Annotated in this window: 27 protein-coding genes; 12 read left to right on the forward strand and 15 right to left on the reverse strand. The window is 35.8% G+C overall.

The annotated features are described in order from the left end of the window. Positions 1-12 precede the first annotated feature (12 nt). Both DBR40_RS19580 and DBR40_RS19585 read left to right on the forward strand, forming a co-directional pair. Positions 13-1,101 carry a tetratricopeptide repeat protein gene (locus DBR40_RS19580; protein ID WP_124561439.1) on the forward strand — a complete coding sequence of 363 codons (1,089 nt, stop codon included), beginning with the start codon at positions 13-15 and terminating at the stop codon, positions 1,099-1,101. Positions 1,102-1,200: 99 nt separating this feature from the next. Further along, the gene (locus tag DBR40_RS19585; protein ID WP_124561440.1) at positions 1,201-2,346 is read left to right on the forward strand and encodes a tetratricopeptide repeat protein; all 1,146 of its coding nucleotides are present in this window, start codon (positions 1,201-1,203) and stop codon (positions 2,344-2,346) included. 777 nt (positions 2,347-3,123) lie between these two features. Here DBR40_RS19585 and DBR40_RS19590 read toward each other — a convergent pair. The 15 genes from DBR40_RS19590 to DBR40_RS19650 all read right to left on the reverse strand — a co-directional run bounded on the left by DBR40_RS19590 (position 3,124) and on the right by DBR40_RS19650 (position 10,363). Continuing rightward, entirely contained in the window at positions 3,124-3,303 is a 180-nt protein-coding gene (locus tag DBR40_RS19590) for a hypothetical protein (protein ID WP_124561441.1), read from the reverse strand. Between the two features lie 5 nt (positions 3,304-3,308). After that, positions 3,309-3,641, reverse strand: a complete 333-nt coding sequence (locus DBR40_RS19595; RefSeq protein ID WP_124561442.1) for a hypothetical protein — start codon at positions 3,639-3,641, stop codon at positions 3,309-3,311. A gap of 10 nt (positions 3,642-3,651) precedes the next feature. Next, positions 3,652-4,134 (reverse strand): hypothetical protein, encoded by a 483-nt coding sequence (locus DBR40_RS19600; RefSeq protein ID WP_124561443.1) that lies wholly within the window; start codon positions 4,132-4,134, stop codon positions 3,652-3,654. Further along, positions 4,134-4,688, reverse strand: coding sequence for a hypothetical protein (locus DBR40_RS19605; protein WP_124561444.1), 555 nt, complete (start codon positions 4,686-4,688; stop codon positions 4,134-4,136). The genes DBR40_RS19600 and DBR40_RS19605 overlap by 1 nt, the downstream gene beginning before the upstream one ends. Then, positions 4,688-5,284, reverse strand: coding sequence for a glucosaminidase domain-containing protein (locus DBR40_RS19610; RefSeq protein WP_124561445.1), 597 nt, complete (start codon positions 5,282-5,284; stop codon positions 4,688-4,690). The genes DBR40_RS19605 and DBR40_RS19610 overlap by 1 nt, the downstream gene beginning before the upstream one ends. Next, complete coding sequence (locus DBR40_RS19615) at positions 5,284-5,475, reverse strand: hypothetical protein (RefSeq protein ID WP_124561446.1); 192 nt, start codon at positions 5,473-5,475, stop codon at positions 5,284-5,286. Before DBR40_RS19615 ends, DBR40_RS19610 begins: the two co-directional genes overlap by 1 nt. After that, a complete protein-coding gene (locus DBR40_RS26735) occupies positions 5,468-5,632 on the reverse strand; it encodes a hypothetical protein (RefSeq protein ID WP_158674086.1) in 165 nt (54 codons plus the stop codon). The genes DBR40_RS19615 and DBR40_RS26735 overlap by 8 nt, the downstream gene beginning before the upstream one ends. 87 nt (positions 5,633-5,719) lie before the next feature. Then, complete coding sequence (locus DBR40_RS19620) at positions 5,720-6,100, reverse strand: hypothetical protein (protein WP_124561447.1); 381 nt, start codon at positions 6,098-6,100, stop codon at positions 5,720-5,722. Next, positions 6,100-6,243, reverse strand: coding sequence for a hypothetical protein (locus DBR40_RS26740; RefSeq protein WP_158674087.1), 144 nt, complete (start codon positions 6,241-6,243; stop codon positions 6,100-6,102). Before DBR40_RS26740 ends, DBR40_RS19620 begins: the two co-directional genes overlap by 1 nt. Before the next feature lies 1 nt (position 6,244). Further along, positions 6,245-6,598 (reverse strand): hypothetical protein, encoded by a 354-nt coding sequence (locus DBR40_RS19625; protein WP_124561448.1) that lies wholly within the window; start codon positions 6,596-6,598, stop codon positions 6,245-6,247. Next, a complete protein-coding gene (locus tag DBR40_RS19630) occupies positions 6,599-6,952 on the reverse strand; it encodes a hypothetical protein (RefSeq protein ID WP_124561449.1) in 354 nt (117 codons plus the stop codon). It abuts the gene before it with no gap. A gap of 15 nt (positions 6,953-6,967) precedes the next feature. After that, positions 6,968-7,729, reverse strand: coding sequence for a hypothetical protein (locus tag DBR40_RS19635; protein ID WP_124561450.1), 762 nt, complete (start codon positions 7,727-7,729; stop codon positions 6,968-6,970). Beyond that, positions 7,716-8,840 carry a hypothetical protein gene (locus tag DBR40_RS19640; RefSeq protein WP_124561451.1) on the reverse strand — a complete coding sequence of 375 codons (1,125 nt, stop codon included), beginning with the start codon at positions 8,838-8,840 and terminating at the stop codon, positions 7,716-7,718. The genes DBR40_RS19635 and DBR40_RS19640 overlap by 14 nt, the downstream gene beginning before the upstream one ends. An 883-nt stretch (positions 8,841-9,723) precedes the next feature. Continuing rightward, a complete protein-coding gene (locus DBR40_RS19645) occupies positions 9,724-10,059 on the reverse strand; it encodes a hypothetical protein (protein ID WP_124561452.1) in 336 nt (111 codons plus the stop codon). Then, a complete protein-coding gene (locus tag DBR40_RS19650; protein WP_124561453.1) occupies positions 10,052-10,363 on the reverse strand; it encodes a hypothetical protein in 312 nt (103 codons plus the stop codon). Before DBR40_RS19650 ends, DBR40_RS19645 begins: the two co-directional genes overlap by 8 nt. Positions 10,364-10,537: 174 nt before the next feature. On the opposite strand from DBR40_RS19650, the gene DBR40_RS19655 reads away from it, so the two are divergent. The 10 genes from DBR40_RS19655 (at position 10,538) to DBR40_RS19700 (ending at position 16,800) form a co-directional block, all read left to right on the forward strand. After that, positions 10,538-10,816: a hypothetical protein gene (locus DBR40_RS19655; RefSeq protein WP_124561454.1), complete on the forward strand. Its 279-nt coding sequence runs from the start codon at positions 10,538-10,540 to the stop codon at positions 10,814-10,816. A 5-nt stretch (positions 10,817-10,821) separates the two neighbouring features. After that, a complete protein-coding gene (locus DBR40_RS19660; RefSeq protein WP_124561455.1) occupies positions 10,822-11,022 on the forward strand; it encodes a hypothetical protein in 201 nt (66 codons plus the stop codon). Positions 11,023-11,256: 234 nt separating this feature from the next. Further along, positions 11,257-11,457: a hypothetical protein gene (locus DBR40_RS19665; protein ID WP_124561456.1), complete on the forward strand. Its 201-nt coding sequence runs from the start codon at positions 11,257-11,259 to the stop codon at positions 11,455-11,457. Positions 11,458-11,530: 73 nt separating this feature from the next. Beyond that, a complete protein-coding gene (locus DBR40_RS19670) occupies positions 11,531-12,016 on the forward strand; it encodes a hypothetical protein (protein ID WP_124561457.1) in 486 nt (161 codons plus the stop codon). A 357-nt stretch (positions 12,017-12,373) separates the two neighbouring features. Beyond that, positions 12,374-13,327 carry a hypothetical protein gene (locus DBR40_RS19675; protein WP_124561458.1) on the forward strand — a complete coding sequence of 318 codons (954 nt, stop codon included), beginning with the start codon at positions 12,374-12,376 and terminating at the stop codon, positions 13,325-13,327. A gap of 10 nt (positions 13,328-13,337) precedes the next feature. Then, positions 13,338-13,784: a hypothetical protein gene (locus tag DBR40_RS19680; RefSeq protein WP_124561459.1), complete on the forward strand. Its 447-nt coding sequence runs from the start codon at positions 13,338-13,340 to the stop codon at positions 13,782-13,784. Between the two features lie 58 nt (positions 13,785-13,842). After that, positions 13,843-14,337 carry a hypothetical protein gene (locus DBR40_RS19685; protein ID WP_124561460.1) on the forward strand — a complete coding sequence of 165 codons (495 nt, stop codon included), beginning with the start codon at positions 13,843-13,845 and terminating at the stop codon, positions 14,335-14,337. Between the two features lie 52 nt (positions 14,338-14,389). Continuing rightward, positions 14,390-14,920 carry a hypothetical protein gene (locus DBR40_RS19690; protein WP_124561461.1) on the forward strand — a complete coding sequence of 177 codons (531 nt, stop codon included), beginning with the start codon at positions 14,390-14,392 and terminating at the stop codon, positions 14,918-14,920. Continuing rightward, positions 14,920-15,375, forward strand: coding sequence for a hypothetical protein (locus DBR40_RS19695; RefSeq protein WP_124561462.1), 456 nt, complete (start codon positions 14,920-14,922; stop codon positions 15,373-15,375). Before DBR40_RS19690 ends, DBR40_RS19695 begins: the two co-directional genes overlap by 1 nt. Positions 15,376-15,453: 78 nt before the next feature. Further along, the gene (locus DBR40_RS19700; RefSeq protein ID WP_158674088.1) at positions 15,454-16,800 is read left to right on the forward strand and encodes a hypothetical protein; all 1,347 of its coding nucleotides are present in this window, start codon (positions 15,454-15,456) and stop codon (positions 16,798-16,800) included.

Below are 16,800 nucleotides of genomic sequence, written 5' to 3' on the forward strand. Positions count from 1 at the left end.
AGAATAAAAATTATGAAAAGAGTATTTCTAAGTATATTTCTGGCAGGTGCAGTAAGCGCTGCTTTTGCTCAGAAAAGCGAAGTTTCAGCAGCAAGAAACGATTGGGGCTTATTCCAGCTAACCTCGTCTAATGCTTCAACTCCACTGGCAAAAAAATTAGAATCTTTAGCAAAAGGATTAGCTCACACCGATAAAGCTATTGCTGATGAAAAATCTAAAGTAATGCCAGAAGCATGGTCATACCGTGCACTTTTTGCATCATCAGCTGCAATTTTAGATTCTGTAAGCACAGCAAATGCTGATGCAAACTTAAAAATTGCAAGAGAAGCAATTGTTGAAGCCAAAAAGCTGGATACTAAAGGTGCAGAGAAAGATAATATCAATTTAGCTGAAACCAACGTAATTAACGCAGTTAGAAACGGTGGTGTAATTGCTTATAATAAAAAAGATTTCAAAACTGCTTATCAAAAATTTGTTCAGGCAACCGAAATTAACCCTCAGGATACTTCAATGTATTTAAACGCAGGTATTGCTGCAAGAACGATTGAAGATTATCCGGGCATGATTACCCAGTTTAAAAAAGTAATCGCTTTTAATGCGCCACAATCTAAAGATCTGTATAATGAAATTATCAGCACCATTTTAGCCAAACAGAAAGATACCACTGCTGCTTTAGCTGTAATTAAAGAAGCAACGGCTAAATTCCCTGAAAACACTGAGTGGATCAAAACTGAGACTCAAATTTATATTGATAGGGGTGATGCTGCAAAATCTGAGCAAATGCTGGTAGCTTTAGCAACTAAAGAACCAAACAATGCAAATTATCAGGTTTTATTAGGAAACATTTATTTCGGTCAGGCTTTAAAATTACAAGCCGACAGAAATAAAATCGATCCTAAAAAAGTGAAAGAATTTAACGAAGTAACCGCTAAAATGAACGCTTTGTTAGATAAATCGCTTCCTTTTTACAAAAAAGCACTAGAGGTTGACAGCAAAAATGCAGGTGCATTAGAAACGTTGAAAACCATTTACGCTTTCAGAAACGACACTAAAAACTACGACGAAATTAAAAAACGTTTAGACGCTTTGCCTAAACAATAATTTAGTTAACGTTTTAAAAAAAGAGCCCTGAAATTTCGGGGCTCTTTTTTTTATGTCTATTTTTATGGTTTATTATAGTTTTACTCATTTCTTTATCCTATGCAGAATTGCTTTAAAATATCATTGATCGCTTTAACTTTAGTCTCTTTTAACGCGGCAGCTCAAAAAAGCCAAATCCTGATCGCAAGAAATTCGGTTGGTAAATTGCAGGCTTCAATTGCCAATAAAGAAGACCAAAAGAAACAACTGGCAATCATTACCGATGGCTTAAAATCAATTGAATCGGCCGAGAAAGACAGTAAAACAAAAAACTGGACAGAAACCTGGTCAATAAAATCCTACTTAACTTCTTTCGCGGCTATAATTGATACCGATCAGGGCAATTCGAATAAATATTACGATACAGCAGTAGAGGCGGTGGCCAAAGCCAAATCGCTTGATAGATACAACGATAATTCTGGCCTGATTAAAGCATCTGACCACAATATCCTGATCAAAAAGCAGGATAAAGGCAACGAAGCTTTTTTCAATAATGAATTTAAGGAAGCTTTTACCGATTTAAAGGAAGTAAGCAATAAGTTTCCAGCAGATACCACATTGGCATTAAATACGGCCATTTGTGCTTTAAACATTCAATCGTACGATGAATCGTTAAATTATTTTAAACGCGCCAAAGAAAACGGCATTAAAAATCCGTCGGTTTACCAAAAAATGGCGCAAATGTATGTAGTAAAATCTGATTATGAAACTGCAATCAGGACGCTGGAAGAAGGACTGGTATTAAATCCGTTTAACCGTTTCCTAACCAACGACTACATTAATCTTTTACTCGATACTGAAAATTACAGTAAAGCCACTTCATTGATTGAAAAAAACTTACAAGTTGAAAAGGGTAGTAAATTACTGTATTTTCTTTACGGTTATTTGCAGCAAGTTGGCGGAAACAATTCTACCGCAATTTTAGCTTACGATAAAGCTTTGGCAACTGATCAGAATTATTTTGACGCATTGTACCAACTGAGCATCGCGTACATCAATACCGCTAACGAAACGCTTAAAAAGAATGATGCCGATAAAGCCAGTAAATACAATGGTTTAATTAATCGCGCACAATTTGCTTTACAGCGCGCCAACGAAATCAATCCGAACGATAAAAAAACTGTTCAGCTGCTGCTTGATATTTACACCCGTAAAAAAGCTACAGACAAAGTTCAGGAGCTTAACCGCAAACTTCAGGAACTATAATTCCAATAAAGATATCGCACTGATTCATTAATTTATTTTGTGATTTTTTGAGCTGATTACAGCGAGTAGGTTAGTATTGCTAAAATACAACTTAACATAATATTAATCCATATACTGGAATTTTAGTTATGTTAAGTTAACAGGATAGGACTTAATCTAAAAGGTCTTGATTAGTAACTAATTTTATTCTCCTATCGTTTCTTAGAGATACTATCGGGTTAACCGTTGTTAACATTTTAACTATCTCCAATAACGACATTTTACATTTTGCTTTCCTTACAAGTCTTAATTGATCAGGTAGGGGCAAGCGGTTAAAATCCGTTATCATCGCTTTTTTGATTGTCTGTTTTGTTTAACTATGAGTATTTTTTGTTAGATAATGAGACGAATGTAAACAAAAAAATCATTATCGCAAATTTTTGCAAAAAAAAAAATGTGAGCATAAAGCCCACACTTAGCAGCGTTTGCGGTTCGCTTAAAATATCCTAATACAAGCGCTTATCAACAATACATTTAATAATGTACTTAGAGACAAAGTAAGTAACAGCCAACGGAAGAACTAGCCAAGGTATTAAAGATATTAGGTTACTTCTAACATCATCCTTATAATTAAAGGCTTGAGCAAAGTAATAATCTAAATGTTCAAACAATCTGGCAAATGTACTAGTGAATGTTATTACAAGAAACATAATGCCAACATAAAACCAAGGCGTTTTAAATAATTTCATAGTGCGTAAATTTTTAATCTAATTTATACCTTTTTTTAAAAAAACAAAACTAATTTTTTATAGCCTTTATAACATTAATCAAAGCTAAAACAACACCCGAAACAATATCAATAATATGCAGAGCCTTTAGCTCTTTGCCTTTTTTAACCTGCCTGTTTTTAGCAGAATCGATAGTTTTAGCCGTTATAAAATCCGACGTGCCATCGGCAAATATTCTTTTAATTTTCATAATTTTTACGATTTGTCAAATTCAAGATACGACACAATAACGGTTAATGTAGGAGAGACTAAAGCAGGATAAAGACCAGAAAAACCTCTAAAAACACGTTTACCCGCATCATTAACATATAATTTAGAATACAAATAATCAGCCCCGTTAAACTCCTTACATGCCAATTCATAAGGCTTTAAATTTTTAAAGTCAATATAACTCTGCAAACTTTTGTCAACCTCCGGACATATAAGCGAAACCACAAGATACGGATTGTTAAAAAGAACCTCTAACTGGTCAGGAAGCCCCACTTTACTTAAATCAAATTGCTGTATTTTTAATACTGGATATTTCATATAATTATAATTATAGCTTATGCAAATAAACGAGAGACTTATTATCCTCAATAAAATCGTCGGAAACCTGAAAGAAACCCCAAATACTCACAACATCATAACCCGCAGCATCAACAGACGGAACTTTAAATTTAGTACTCAAACTAGCTGACAAATCATAAAACATTTTAGAAAGACCTCCTTTACCATCACTAAAACTACCGCGTTTTCCAGTCAAAAACCTATGATTTTCAGCCGAAGTAGACAATAACTCTATAGTAGGAAAAGGCAAACCATTAAACAAAAAGTTTTCAGGAAAGAATTTATTTATATCCTTATCATAAAACAAATATTTGTCATCATACTCCAAACCATTACGATAAATGAAACCAAAACCCAAGAAATCATTAACTAAAGAAGGTAAATCACCTAAAGCCAAAAGACTAACATCGTAAACATCCACACCGTCCTGCAGATCGATAGTGAACAACATTTTTCTTATTATCTTACTCATTAATTTATAAAATATTTTGTCAAATCATTACTCCAAGCAGAACTACCCGCAAAACCAGTTAAAGCAGCTCTAACATCAGTTTGTAAACTTTTATTATCCGTATAAACCGTCCTGTAAACCTCCTGTACATACCGCCTAAAAGATGCAGGATAATTTGGATTAAGAATACGTTTAACCCTTGTTACACTACCCATTCCAAAAAACGAAAGTGTAACACTGTACCATTTTGCACCCCTGTAGGTTTTAAGCAACGCACTCAAATCTTCGGCATGCTGCCGAGCTTCGGTTATCCTGTATTTAGTTTTACCGCCCAAACCATTTATAAAATAGCCGTCAGGAGTGATAGACTTATTACTCAAATAGGTTTTATTTGTTGTAGTAACCTTTGCAGCCTCTTCTTTTGCGGTTGGTTCGGATTTAAAAAGGCCGACAATTTTTGACCAAAAGTAAATGATCGATATAAGGAATATCGAGAAATAAAGAAAGACAATAGGGTTTATTGAGGCAATTCGATTGCCTAAAGCATTAGCTTTTTGCTTAATAGTGTCTACCATTATTTTGTAGTTGTAGTATCAATTGTTAATGAAAACGTTTCTAACAGATTTTTAAACCATGTATTTTTAGACTTCAACGGATTTTCCAATACTGGAACTACTTTTTTTTTTAATTGTTCGTCAAGAGACATTAAACCATTTGAGGTAATATGAGCGTAAACCCTTGAAACATAGTTTACATCAGTCGCGTAACCTGCCTTTTTTAATGCTGTAATTTGCTCAAAAGGTGTTTTAGCCTTAAATACACCACTATTAACATAGTTTTTATTTTTATTCAAAAAGACAGTACGCCATTTTAAGAAATCCTTAAAATTTTCAAAAAAACAGAAATCAGCATACACAGTATAATTTTTCCCTGCTTTCGTTTGTTCACCCGTCTTAAGCTTTACGCGCTTACCAGTATAAGCACCCCATGCTTTTATACCAGCATAGTTATTATACTTATATGCTAAACCAGATAAGCCAAATTCACCGTTATCTCCGCTACTTTCCTGTATAATCTGACCCATCAAAACAGAGGGGAAAAGACCAGTACCCACACATGCAGCAACAATATCAGCACCGTTTAATTCAATAAACTTTTTAATATTTCTCATTACACCTTATCCTTTTTTTGAAATTTAGCAGTTATATAGGCTACCGCAATTGTAACCACAGCAGTTATCAATGCATTAGCAATGTCAACCACCATTTTAGTATTTACTATCTGAACAATAGGCACACTCTTACCAAAAGCGAGAAGAGCAAAATTTGTAGCCGTCAGATTAGTGGCAATGAACTTAAACATCGGTAGACGACTGATCATTGGTAACATTTGGTTTATCTACAGCAATTCCGCGAGATTGGCATTCATCTTGAAAATACTTAAGCGTATCAACTATCAGAGAAAGCAATAAAGCGATTTTGGCAACCCTTGCCGAACCCATTAAAAGTTTTTGAAACATCGTTTTTTCTTTAAAAAACACCCCTACACCAAAGTGTAGGAGCATTCAACTTAAACCAAAAATTAACTATGAAGAAGAGAAAATAAATTAACTACCGTACTTACCGCAGTAACCACCGTTTGGCGCTTTCGGGTTTAAAACTATACCCATTTCCTTTACAATAACCTTACCCGTGTGACGTTCCATCAACCCCGATACCAAGGTATCAGCACACATAGGCTTTGTAACCTTAACCATAACATTAAGCCATTCTTTACCACTTTTCGAGGTATGTACCTCGGTATTCTTAGTCGTAACACATAAAAACGTTACTAAACCATGCCTACGGGAGTAATTCCAACCCGTTGTAACAGGACTTCCATTTTTAGAAGTAGCCTTGTATTTACAACCACTGTGTTTCTTTTGACTGCCACCGTTATTATCACTCCTAGAGTTGTTAGAACGGTTGTTTTTGCGAGCAAAAGCCATTATTTAGAAAACTTCGCTTTAATCGTTGCAAACCACGCTTTACCTTTTTCTGTAAAGAAAGTCCAAGCCAAACCGCCACCAACTACAAGAACTCCTAAAATGATGTACGGGGTATTTTTTTTGTTTTTTGATGAATATGCCATCTTAGTATTTTTTATTGTTATTTTTTGTTTGTTTATAAATAGAGTAGCCAATAAGACCCAAGACAATAATAGCCCCGATAATCCACCATTTTTTACTCGTAATCGGGGTTTCAATTAACCCCGCAGGCATTGCTTCTATTCCTAACTCATCATTAGGAACATTAAAGGCTTCTACCGTATAGGGTTGAGCCGTTATTGCTGGCTCTACAACTGCTAACATCATATAATTTGTGTTATTGACTGGCGCAGGAGTTTCAGCAGGAGCAGAGCCCTCGGTGTATTCGTAACCGCCTCCACTTGCTCCACCATCCATTTCAGACGTCAAATACCGTTCTTCCTCAAACGCCAACCTCATTTAAAATGATTTTTTCTTAAATATTTTGTCTTTAAAAAAGACAACTACAACTAAACCAATACCCAGAAGCCATACGAGTATATTATTACCACCAGTTCCAATTGACGGATTAGCCCCCTGTATCGCAGCAGTTCCAAGAGCTTCGCCCGCCTTTCGTGCCAATTCCTGTTGCTGTTCCGCAATCTTTTTTGTTAGCTCTTCGCTTTCAGCATATAACTGTGCATTAGTTTTTGTTTGGCCTACCTCGATACGGTTTGCACCAGTACCAAGTAAACCGCCAGTAGCCTTGTTAGCAACACCCCTTAAGAGGTTACCGAAAAACGTGCCCCCTGGCTTTTTACTAAATAATCCCATTTCTTACCTCCGTTCTTAGTAAGCCATGTTATTGACAGTGAAAAACGTTAAATCTACACCTCCCTCGGTTGTAATCTCAAACCCTTTATAGGCAGTAGTAGGAAGCCAAAAGAACTCGGCAGCACCACCAGAATAAGCCTGATTTACAGCATCACCCTCAATCAATTTATCGGGGCCAATAGTCATTCCGTTAATCTCACGTGCAATTGCTGATAACTCTACAGGCGTATAAGCAACTTCTTTACCGTTATAGCCAAACAAACGGATTTTCTTTAATGAACCGTTGTTACGGATAGCTAACGAAACCGAGTTATCACCAAGTGAATACTGCTTTTGCTGACTTTCTGTACCAACGATTTGGGTAGTAGTATACTTAATATAAGTACGAGCCTCCTCCAAGACCTCTAAACCATGCACCGAGTAAGTAGCACCAGCCTCTAATTTGTCCAAATCAATAGATAAATAATCATTGTTTAACAATTGCAAAGCTGTACCAGTAGACAATTCCAAAATAAAAGCACACTCAACAGACGCATCGGCAAGTAATTGCTGCAACATGTAACCATTTTCAAATTGAGAAATGATTGCAATATCACGGATTTTAGAGATAGGAATAACCACCTGCTCATTTGAAGCAGTTTTCAAAACCGCCGAAATAACTTCGTTTACGATTGCGTTTCCTGTCCCTGTTTTCGTAACTAAAATATGGGAAATCGGCTTTTGTACTTGTACATCCGATACGCTTGTTGAACCTGTAAGGCTTTTAATAATTTCCATTTTGTAAAATGATTTTCTTGTTTATTTCGAAGATTTTTTCTTGCGTTTTTGTATAATATTTAAGCAAGTTTACTATCAACTCATAGCCGTTGTCAAGATGGAGGCTTATTACCTTGTCAGTTTGCGTTTTTAAGGTTGCATAATGTTCTTTTGCGCACACAATTGCACCAGTCCACAATCGGGAAATTGTTTGAGAGCAATTCCAAACCGTTGTAAATATTTTACTGTCATTTTTGGTTATGTACTTCGTAACATATTTAGAAACCGCCTGCAAGTTGTATATCGTTTCAACATCACAAGGGTTAGGCTTATTAATTTCCTTTGTGGGCTTTACAAATTTGTTTGTTTTGGGATTGATATATTTTGTTTCACCTTGATAAGCCTTTGTACTCTTATCCATATAACGGGCTAAAGCCTGACCGACATTTATAGTTTCAGTTACACCAGTAACATAATTATGTGAAGGAAACGTATAGCCATTTGAACCAAGTATTTTGCACCAAATAGAGTTACAACGCTCATAATTAATGTACTGATCTATAATAATGTGAGCATGAATATTTTGAGTATTCTTTGTTTGACGCTCTAATACATACAGATAATTTTTTAGGTTGCAATACTTACGCAGGTAAGTAAAAAACACATTAAGCATTTTTGTAAAATCCTTATCCGAACCTATTTGTTGAGACGTGAGGGTAAGCGTTATGAAGTTATAAAGACCTTTGTGGCCATTCGCTTTATTTCCGCGAACCCATGCAGTTATTTTGTTTGCAAGCTTTGTTTTACTCTTTTTGCTTAACGTGTGCTCAATATCTTTGGCTTCTTTTTTCGGCTCTGGAAATATCTGTTTATCGTAAATCTCTTCTTTAGACAAATTATATAATTTTCGGGCTGTCCTTTGGAGACTAGAACCGATATAGGTTGTACCACGCTCTAACAATTCCGTTGTGTAATCAGGGCTCTGAAAATCGTGAAACTCTGTTTTATTGCCATTTTGATAAGGCAACAGACTTAATTTATTATCGTGCCTTTGTTTTGGTACATAAGTGCCATTAATAAGCGCGTTTAGTTCAGACTTTGCAATAACAAAGCAGTTTTGTTTTAAAATCATGTTTGAATTAAGGGACGATGTTAGCGAGAGGGGAAACCCCACCATTTAGCCAAGCAAGGGGCTAATAATTAAAGAGTTTGAATTGTAGCCTACTTGATAAATCCATTACTTACTATAGTATTAAATGAAATTTTGCGACTGTACTATTTTATCGATATCAGAAGATCGATTTTTAAGGTTATCGAACTCCACAGACCGACGTTTATCAGCTTCCGAAACGATTGAAATTCTACGATGTTGAGGCACACCACACGAAGCAATAGAGCGCAGGAGGTTACCCAAAAAAGTACCTTGCGGCTTTTTAGTAAAGAGAGACATATTTTAAAAATTGTTTGGCTTAAAAGGCTTTCCGCCTAAATGATGGATGGTTTAAAAGAGATGTATAACAGGTTTAGGACTTTAGCTTGTAGCCTGATTTGTGACTATACGAACCTATTTGAGGGTAAGGATGAACACGGGAATAGTAATTAAACCACCTCCAACCGCGATAGGTGCGGTCGAGGTAGTTAATCATTGATTTAAAGTTAGTTACGCCCCTCCATTTTATAAAATGAGTATCATTTATTTTGATAACAACATTAAATTTCGGTTTCTTAATATTCCCTGTCATTAAGGTAAAAATGAGGTCACAAATAGGGCAGAGAATGCCACACAGACAACAATAAAAATCACCAATGCTAAAAGAGGATACAAAATAAAAGCATCAAATAACCTCTTTGGAATGCTTAAAACGTACTTTTTCATTTACTTGAAGCTTTACGGTGTAACTCAAAAACATTCTCATTACCCCAGTTAAAAACAGTACGATCCATAAAACCAAATTGAGCAAACATTAGCGCGAACTTATTAACTGGCTTTTTAGTTGATCTGTATTTTTTCTTAATTAAAGACATAGTAATTGCGTTTTTTTGGGGTCAGAAATTGGTTTTTGATACGGCGTATTGTTTCCGCCATAGAAAGGAATCGTTTTCAAAGTAAATAAACCCAGTTCATTAACTTTAAACAAAATGAGACGGTTACAATTTGTATGAACCGTATAATTGAGGTACGGAGCGGTAAACTCCAATTCGACCACCGTTTTAATAGGGTAGGTTCTGAAAATTGTTCTAATGGCCGCATCCTGTAAAGCGGTACGACCATCCAGTAAAGAAACTCCGTAAAATGCGTTGCGTTTTGATTCACAAACCGCATTAAATGCTGTCTGTATAATCTTAGCCATTCTGTAATGATTTTAAAATTTTTGAGTAGATGGTTTCATTGATGATATGAAATTTAAATAGCTTGTATAGAAAAGTTTCAAACGAGTAATTAACTTCAATATCGAGCGAGATATGAACCTTATCCCAATCGTTTCTTGTTTTGACTACACTAACACGGTTACCGTTTGGCTTAAAAGTACAACCGTTTAGCATTCCGTTAGTTACACTAACGTAAGAGGAATTTACCGTTGTAAATTCGAAATTTAGATTCCTGAGGGCGCGCGTTAAGATGTTGTAAAACGCTTCTTTTTTTGGTTTTGACATTTTTAATAATTAGGTTAGAAGACTTAAAATAGATGATAGTCTATTAAATCAACTTAACATAATATTAATTATAGGACATGAAAATATGGCTAGAAACGAAGAATAAGTAATTGTTCTTTGAATTCTGGCCATTTTTCTGTGTGTGTAAAGCACAGATCATTTTGTTGTCGTTTCGTGAAAGTTGAAACGATTTTACTGTTCAATATTATTAATCAAATTATGTTTATGAATTTACCTCAACACATCGCTAGCGTTGGACTTGGTTTCTTAACAACTGCACAAGTTGTATCAGATCAAGTTCCAGAGCTGCCGAAATCTAAAGGCGAGTTTATTGCTCTCGCATCTGCCGTTATCGTTCAGAGTCTGATATACGGTGTTACAAAGTTATTTAAGTGGATTTCCACTAAAAACGAGACTCCTGTTACTCCTGCGCCTCCGGCGCCACAATCTTAATCTTTATGGCAAAAGAAGTTTCTCAAAAGGAATACGTTGCCCATCATGAAAATTTGTTATTTGTTACCAGAAAAAAAATTGCTGATGAATTTTCTAAACTTTCCTATTTACAGATTAATGCACTAGAGCATCGTGTTAAGGATTTGAAGAAAAAAATTGGCTTTGCTAAATCGGGTATTCCAACGGCCTTTTATATTGATGGATAGCAAACAGCTCCGTCTAGCCCTTGCAGTCATCGGCTTTATCGGCTCTTCTATTGAATTGTACAATTATTTTAAAAAATCTTAATTCTGTTAATATGAAGCAAAATTTAATTTCTGCTCATTCTTTAAAGATTTTAAAGCTTGAAGCAAATCTTGCTAATTGTAAATCGCAAGATCAATTGAAGATTAATTTACACTTGCAACGAAAGCATAAGGAAGTTATTAAATGTCTTTGCTATGGCTAAAGTGTATTCAGATTCTGAAAAGGCTGCTTATTACTATCAATTGCATCAGAATTGCTTTAATAAAGCGCTTTCTGATATTTATTGGAAGTTTTACCGTACATATTCTATTTTGGATTCGGTAAAATCTGAATTAGCTGCTTATAGAAGTTCAAATCCAGTGTTTAAACCACCAAAAAAAATAACAATTGTTTAGTTATGGATAGATATTTCTTTTTGTACTTCTTTTTAGGATGTATTTTTTGGGGTACTGTTATTTGGCTATTGTTATGATAGCTGTTTTATGTGCCTTAGAAAAATCTGTTTACAAAACTATTCCTGACCTGGATGTTTACGATAAAAATCGTGATGCATATACCTTTGACTTAAGCATTCCGATTATTGCACACCCTCCGTGCCAACAATGGTCTAGACTTCGAGAATTTTCTAAGGAAAATAAAAAGGAAAAGGAATTGGCTTTTTTTTGCTTGGAAAAGATTCACCAAAATGGTGGTGTTCTGGAACACCCTGCTGGAAGTTCTTTTTTCAAGGAAGCAGGCATCAAACCTACTCTATCAATTGATCAGGCTTGGTTTGGTTATCCTGCTAGAAAACGTACTTACTTGTATTTCTATGGTTGCAAGCCTCTGGCATTTCCACTTACTTTCGACCTGGCAACTAAAAAGGTTGAAAACATGGGGCAAGTTGCTAGATCGGTTACAACTTTACAATTTGCTGAGTACTTAATTTCGTGTGTAAATCAGGTTCTGCGGTAAGCCTATAACATACCGCAATGTGTCTCATATTTGAGACTACCCCTTTCCCCTCCTCGCACCTCGTTGTATGTGCATTTAAACTACAACACAAAGCAATTAATTTATTTATTTACAATTACTTAAACATTTAATTATTATGGCTCGTAGAGGCTTTAGAAGTCGTATTCGAGGTGGATACCAAAGATTACGAAACCGTACACGGATTGTGTACCAAAGGGCGCGTTCATACCGCCCACGCGCATCGTTCTTTAAAAAGCATAAAATGCTTGTGATTTTAGCCCTGCTTGGCGGTGCTGTTTTCTTTTTTAAAGACAAGATAATTGCCTTATTAGTAAAGAAATAACCCTTTTCATCTAAATGATTATTAGACAAAATGAGACTCAGGTTCACAAGGTGAAAAATGAGACTCTTAATGGCCTTAATGTTATGGCCTATTTAACTTCTTCCGTTCTTAATACTGCAATACCTGATACCGATTACGGCACTGGCGTTGGTTTCGACCCTAGTATGATTAATATTCAGGTTGATTTAATTCGTGATGGTCGTGTACCTTATAACATTATTGGTTCAAACTTGGGTATTGTAGCTGGTTTCAATACCATTTTGAAAAATGGTGCTCTTTGGCGCAAAGGTGTTACTTTAGTTTCTCCGGCTGCTGACGCTTATCACTCATGCTGCCGAAATGTATTTATTTACTTCGGTGGTCATATTCAGGTTAGCGGTGACGATGAACTTCGTATCACTGTAACTTTAACCCGTGGTACGTTCAACACTGGTGTAAATGCTACAAACTCTTCTTTGCAGGTTGAAACCAATCAGAGTATTGGTGTTGAACACTGGATTCCTCAATTCCGTAGTTATGGTATACAGGAAGGTAAAACTGAAGATACTGTACAGATTGGTGACAACTGTATGCGTTTGGCTTTAATGAGTTTCGAGAAAGATTGGAAAAAACCAATTTTTAACTCGTGTACGCTTTCATCCGATCGTTTAGATTGGAATGCTAACGAACAGGAGTTAATTCTTCGCCACTGGGATAATTTCCCTTACAATTCAGCCGATTTGGTAAACAATAGTTACACCGCTACCCAACATGCTTTGTATTATCCAAATACGTTCGTCGTTCACGACATGGATGAAATTGATAAGGCTAAAGTTAAGTTTACTATGGTTGCTGCGAATGTCGAGCCTAGCAGGAATTTTGTTTGTTGGTATACTTACGAAACAAACCGTACCATTCTTGAAAAAGCAGCAATTACTAAGCGTAAACATGCAGCTGCCGATTTAGCAAAAGTTCAGGATAAAATTTAATTTTTTCGTTATGGGATTATTTTCAAAAAAGAAAGGCGGGACTTTCTTTGGTAATCTGCTTGCCTCCGTAGCTAATAAAGCTACTGGGGGCTTGTTAGGTGCTAAAAGGGTAGCTGCGCTTGCAAGTGGGAACTTAGCAAGCATAAATCCAGATGCTAAACAAACTGGTAAGATGTTGGGTGATATCACTTTTGCAGGTGAACAAGCCACGCAAGATTCTGATGGTACTATTACCATGAAGAAAAATCTTGAAGATGTTACTATCTCAGCTAAGAAAGTTAATCCTGAAACAAATATTGTTGATGGTTTCATAGCTAAGCTTGGTGATAAACTATCTTATCTGGGTGGTCGTGCAACTGACCAAACTAAGGTCGGTTTAGACGACAGTACTAAATGGCTTATTGGCGGTGGTATTGCAGCTATTGCAATTGTTATGCTTGCCACAAAGAAAAATTAACTAAACAAACTTTACCAAACAAAAAATGAGAGTTATTGAGTTTGCAACAAATCTTTTTATGAGGTACGCCCCTACTGCTTCTGAAAGCATGGCTTCACTAAAAGACGAATTAAATAGAGGTTACATTAATATTTTAAATCAAATGGAAATTAAAAAAGACAAAAACAACGAGATTACAGCGAAAGCTGAGGGTATTAAAAAGGAATTAGACGGTTTGGATGTTCATACTCCTGAGTATGCAAACAAACTTAAAGAGTTTCAGGATTTACATTTTGAACTCGAAAAGCCAACGTTTATGGAACGTGTGGTAACTTTCTTTGAAAAACCTTATGTTAAGTTGGGTTTAATGGTTGCCTTTATTTTCGCATCGAGGTATATTGCGAAAAAGCTTACCCAAAAGGATGAACCTAAAATTGAAGATATCGAGGAAAATCCGGTACAGAACTTTTCAGGTCATCCCCAATATGGTAACTACCCTCCTGTTCCCCCTCAGTATTGGGGTTATAGTCCTTATGGCAATAACCCTCCTCAGTTTAACGGTACAAGGCGTTAACTAATTAGAAAGCCCTGCGTATAGTAGGGCTTTTTTTTAAACTTAAAATTTTATGAGTATTACAAACCCAAATGCTAAAACCAATTTATTTGGCTTTAGGATATCGAATACACTGCTTTATATTATAGTTGGAGTTTTGATTTTTGTCGCCATTAAAGTCGGTAGTTTATTTGCAAATGTTTTCCGAAAAATCAAGCGTATGCTTGGTTTGGGTGGCGATGAAGATATCGACATCAATCAGGAAGAAATTAATAAGGTTCTTACAAAAGATGTAGCTGTGCAATCCCAGTTAACTGTAGGTAACCGGCAAATAGCTGATCAGATATTTAATTCTGTTAACGGTTTTATTATTAATGATAATGATCTGTACGCAGCATTTAAAAAGATAACAGGGCCAAATCAGATGAAAGCAGTTTACCTGGCTTATGGCCAACGAACTGTTACAATTATTCCCTTTTACAATTTTACCGGAAATCTTGTTGCTATGCTTAAATGGCGTTTAACAGATTCGGCATTTAACAAGAATATCGGAACTAACGAAGTTAGGTATTCTATTCGTACACTTTTAAATTGGATTAAATAATGCAATATCAAGATGTTGATTTGACTTTGATTAATGCTGAAAAGGCTGGCGAAATCCTTACTAAAGATTGGGTTTTGCTTTATTTGCAGCATAACTTCCCTGATCGTAGGATCGAATCTGTTACTCCGTATTCTGATACTATTGGATCTGTTAACCACAGCGAGGGTCTCGAAAACGAGTTGAAGATTAACGGAAGTATGTTTTTTGGTAAGCTTCAATTGGATATTAATCCTAACGGAAGTTCTTTTGCTGCTGATAATATAACTATTGAGATAGATAGTTTATTGAATACCAAAGTCTTTACTCGACACCTTAATAGGATTGTTGAGATACAAAACTACATTAATGAACAAACTGAGCGTATTGAGTTGTTTGATCGTGTAAAGGTTGTTCAGACTTCTACGCTCTATGATACGTATCTAGCTTTTATTGGTTTTAAGATTGATTGGAGATAATGGCTAAACGTACAAAGAAACCAAAGAACCGCATCGGTATGATGTTCGGTCTTTTAGCGCTTCAAGCTAGCGCTTTTCATGATGATCTGTGGTTTGATAAAAACAGATCTATTCCATTTTCTTACCAAAAACAATTATTTAAAAATGTCTCTTAGTCATCAAAGGCGTCAAGGTGATGGTACTGTTGACGGCCAAACGCTCGATTGGGCGAAAAAAAGCGATTTGTATAAACTCGCTAAAGAACATTATCCTAATTCAATTCTTTTTCCTGTTATGGATTCATGGGAGATTGGGATAAATGAAAATGCAGAAAATGACCTTTCGTTAGGCGCTTTGTACTTCGGTAAGTGGATTGTCAATCACAACTCGCAAGATGTTGGAGATTCTGATAATTCCCGTAAGCGTTCAGAGGCATTTTTAAAGCACTTTGATAAAGTTGTCAGTAGGACTATGATTATTGTTCATGGCGATGATATTTTATCATGGAAAACTGCAACTACGAAGCATTTAGGCGTAGCAACTAGTTTACATGTACGCAAGCTTGAAGAGGACGATCAACCGCAACATGGCGTTCAGGTGTCGTTCATTGGTTACAAGGTTACTGAAGATCCAAATTTCAATTATCCTGCAAATGGTTCTCCTAATATTGATGGTAACATTCACTTGACTGCACAGGATTTAACTAATGCAGGTTATACTTATCAATGGAGCGCTACAACGGGTTCGGGGACATTTGTTAATCCAAATTCTCCGAATACTGTTTTTGTACCACATGGTAATGGAAATTATGTTTTACAATTAGTTGTAACTACTCCAGAAGGTGTTGTGTCTGCTCCTACCGTAATTCCTGTTACGGTTGATTTCGATCAGTCTATTACTATTAATAATTTGATAGGCGAGCCAATTCCGGCAAATGCCCCTATGTGGCCTCCCTTTTTACCAACTGGTTTAACAGTAAGGAAAGGTAAAAACGGTTCCCTAGCTAGTCAATATTTAGAAGTAAGAACTTTTAAACCTAATGCAAAGGTTAAGCTTTCAAGGTCTGAAAATGGTGTTCATTATAATTTAGTTTACCATTCTGATATTTTACTAAATCAACCATTTTTTGCCGAGCCTGAAAAGGATATTATATATAAATGGGAAGAGGAAATTATTGACGAGGGTATCAACCTTAATTGTGTTGTTAAGAGTGACATTATATATAACGCCATACCTGCTACACTTTATGGAGCTGGTGATATTTGTCCGGTTTATTTCCCTCGTAGTATCAAGGTTTCTAACTTTAATAATGGCAACGATATCCAGTTAAGGGATGTTAATTTGGGTATTCTTGCAACCTCTCATACTGGAGTGCAGTATCAGGAAATTAATATGGTTTTGCCTGATGGCGTAACCGAATTATTTATTGAAAATTATGTTCCTTAA

Source organism: Pedobacter sp. KBW01, assembly GCF_003852395.1.
In the GTDB taxonomy this organism is placed as follows: domain Bacteria; phylum Bacteroidota; class Bacteroidia; order Sphingobacteriales; family Sphingobacteriaceae; genus Pedobacter.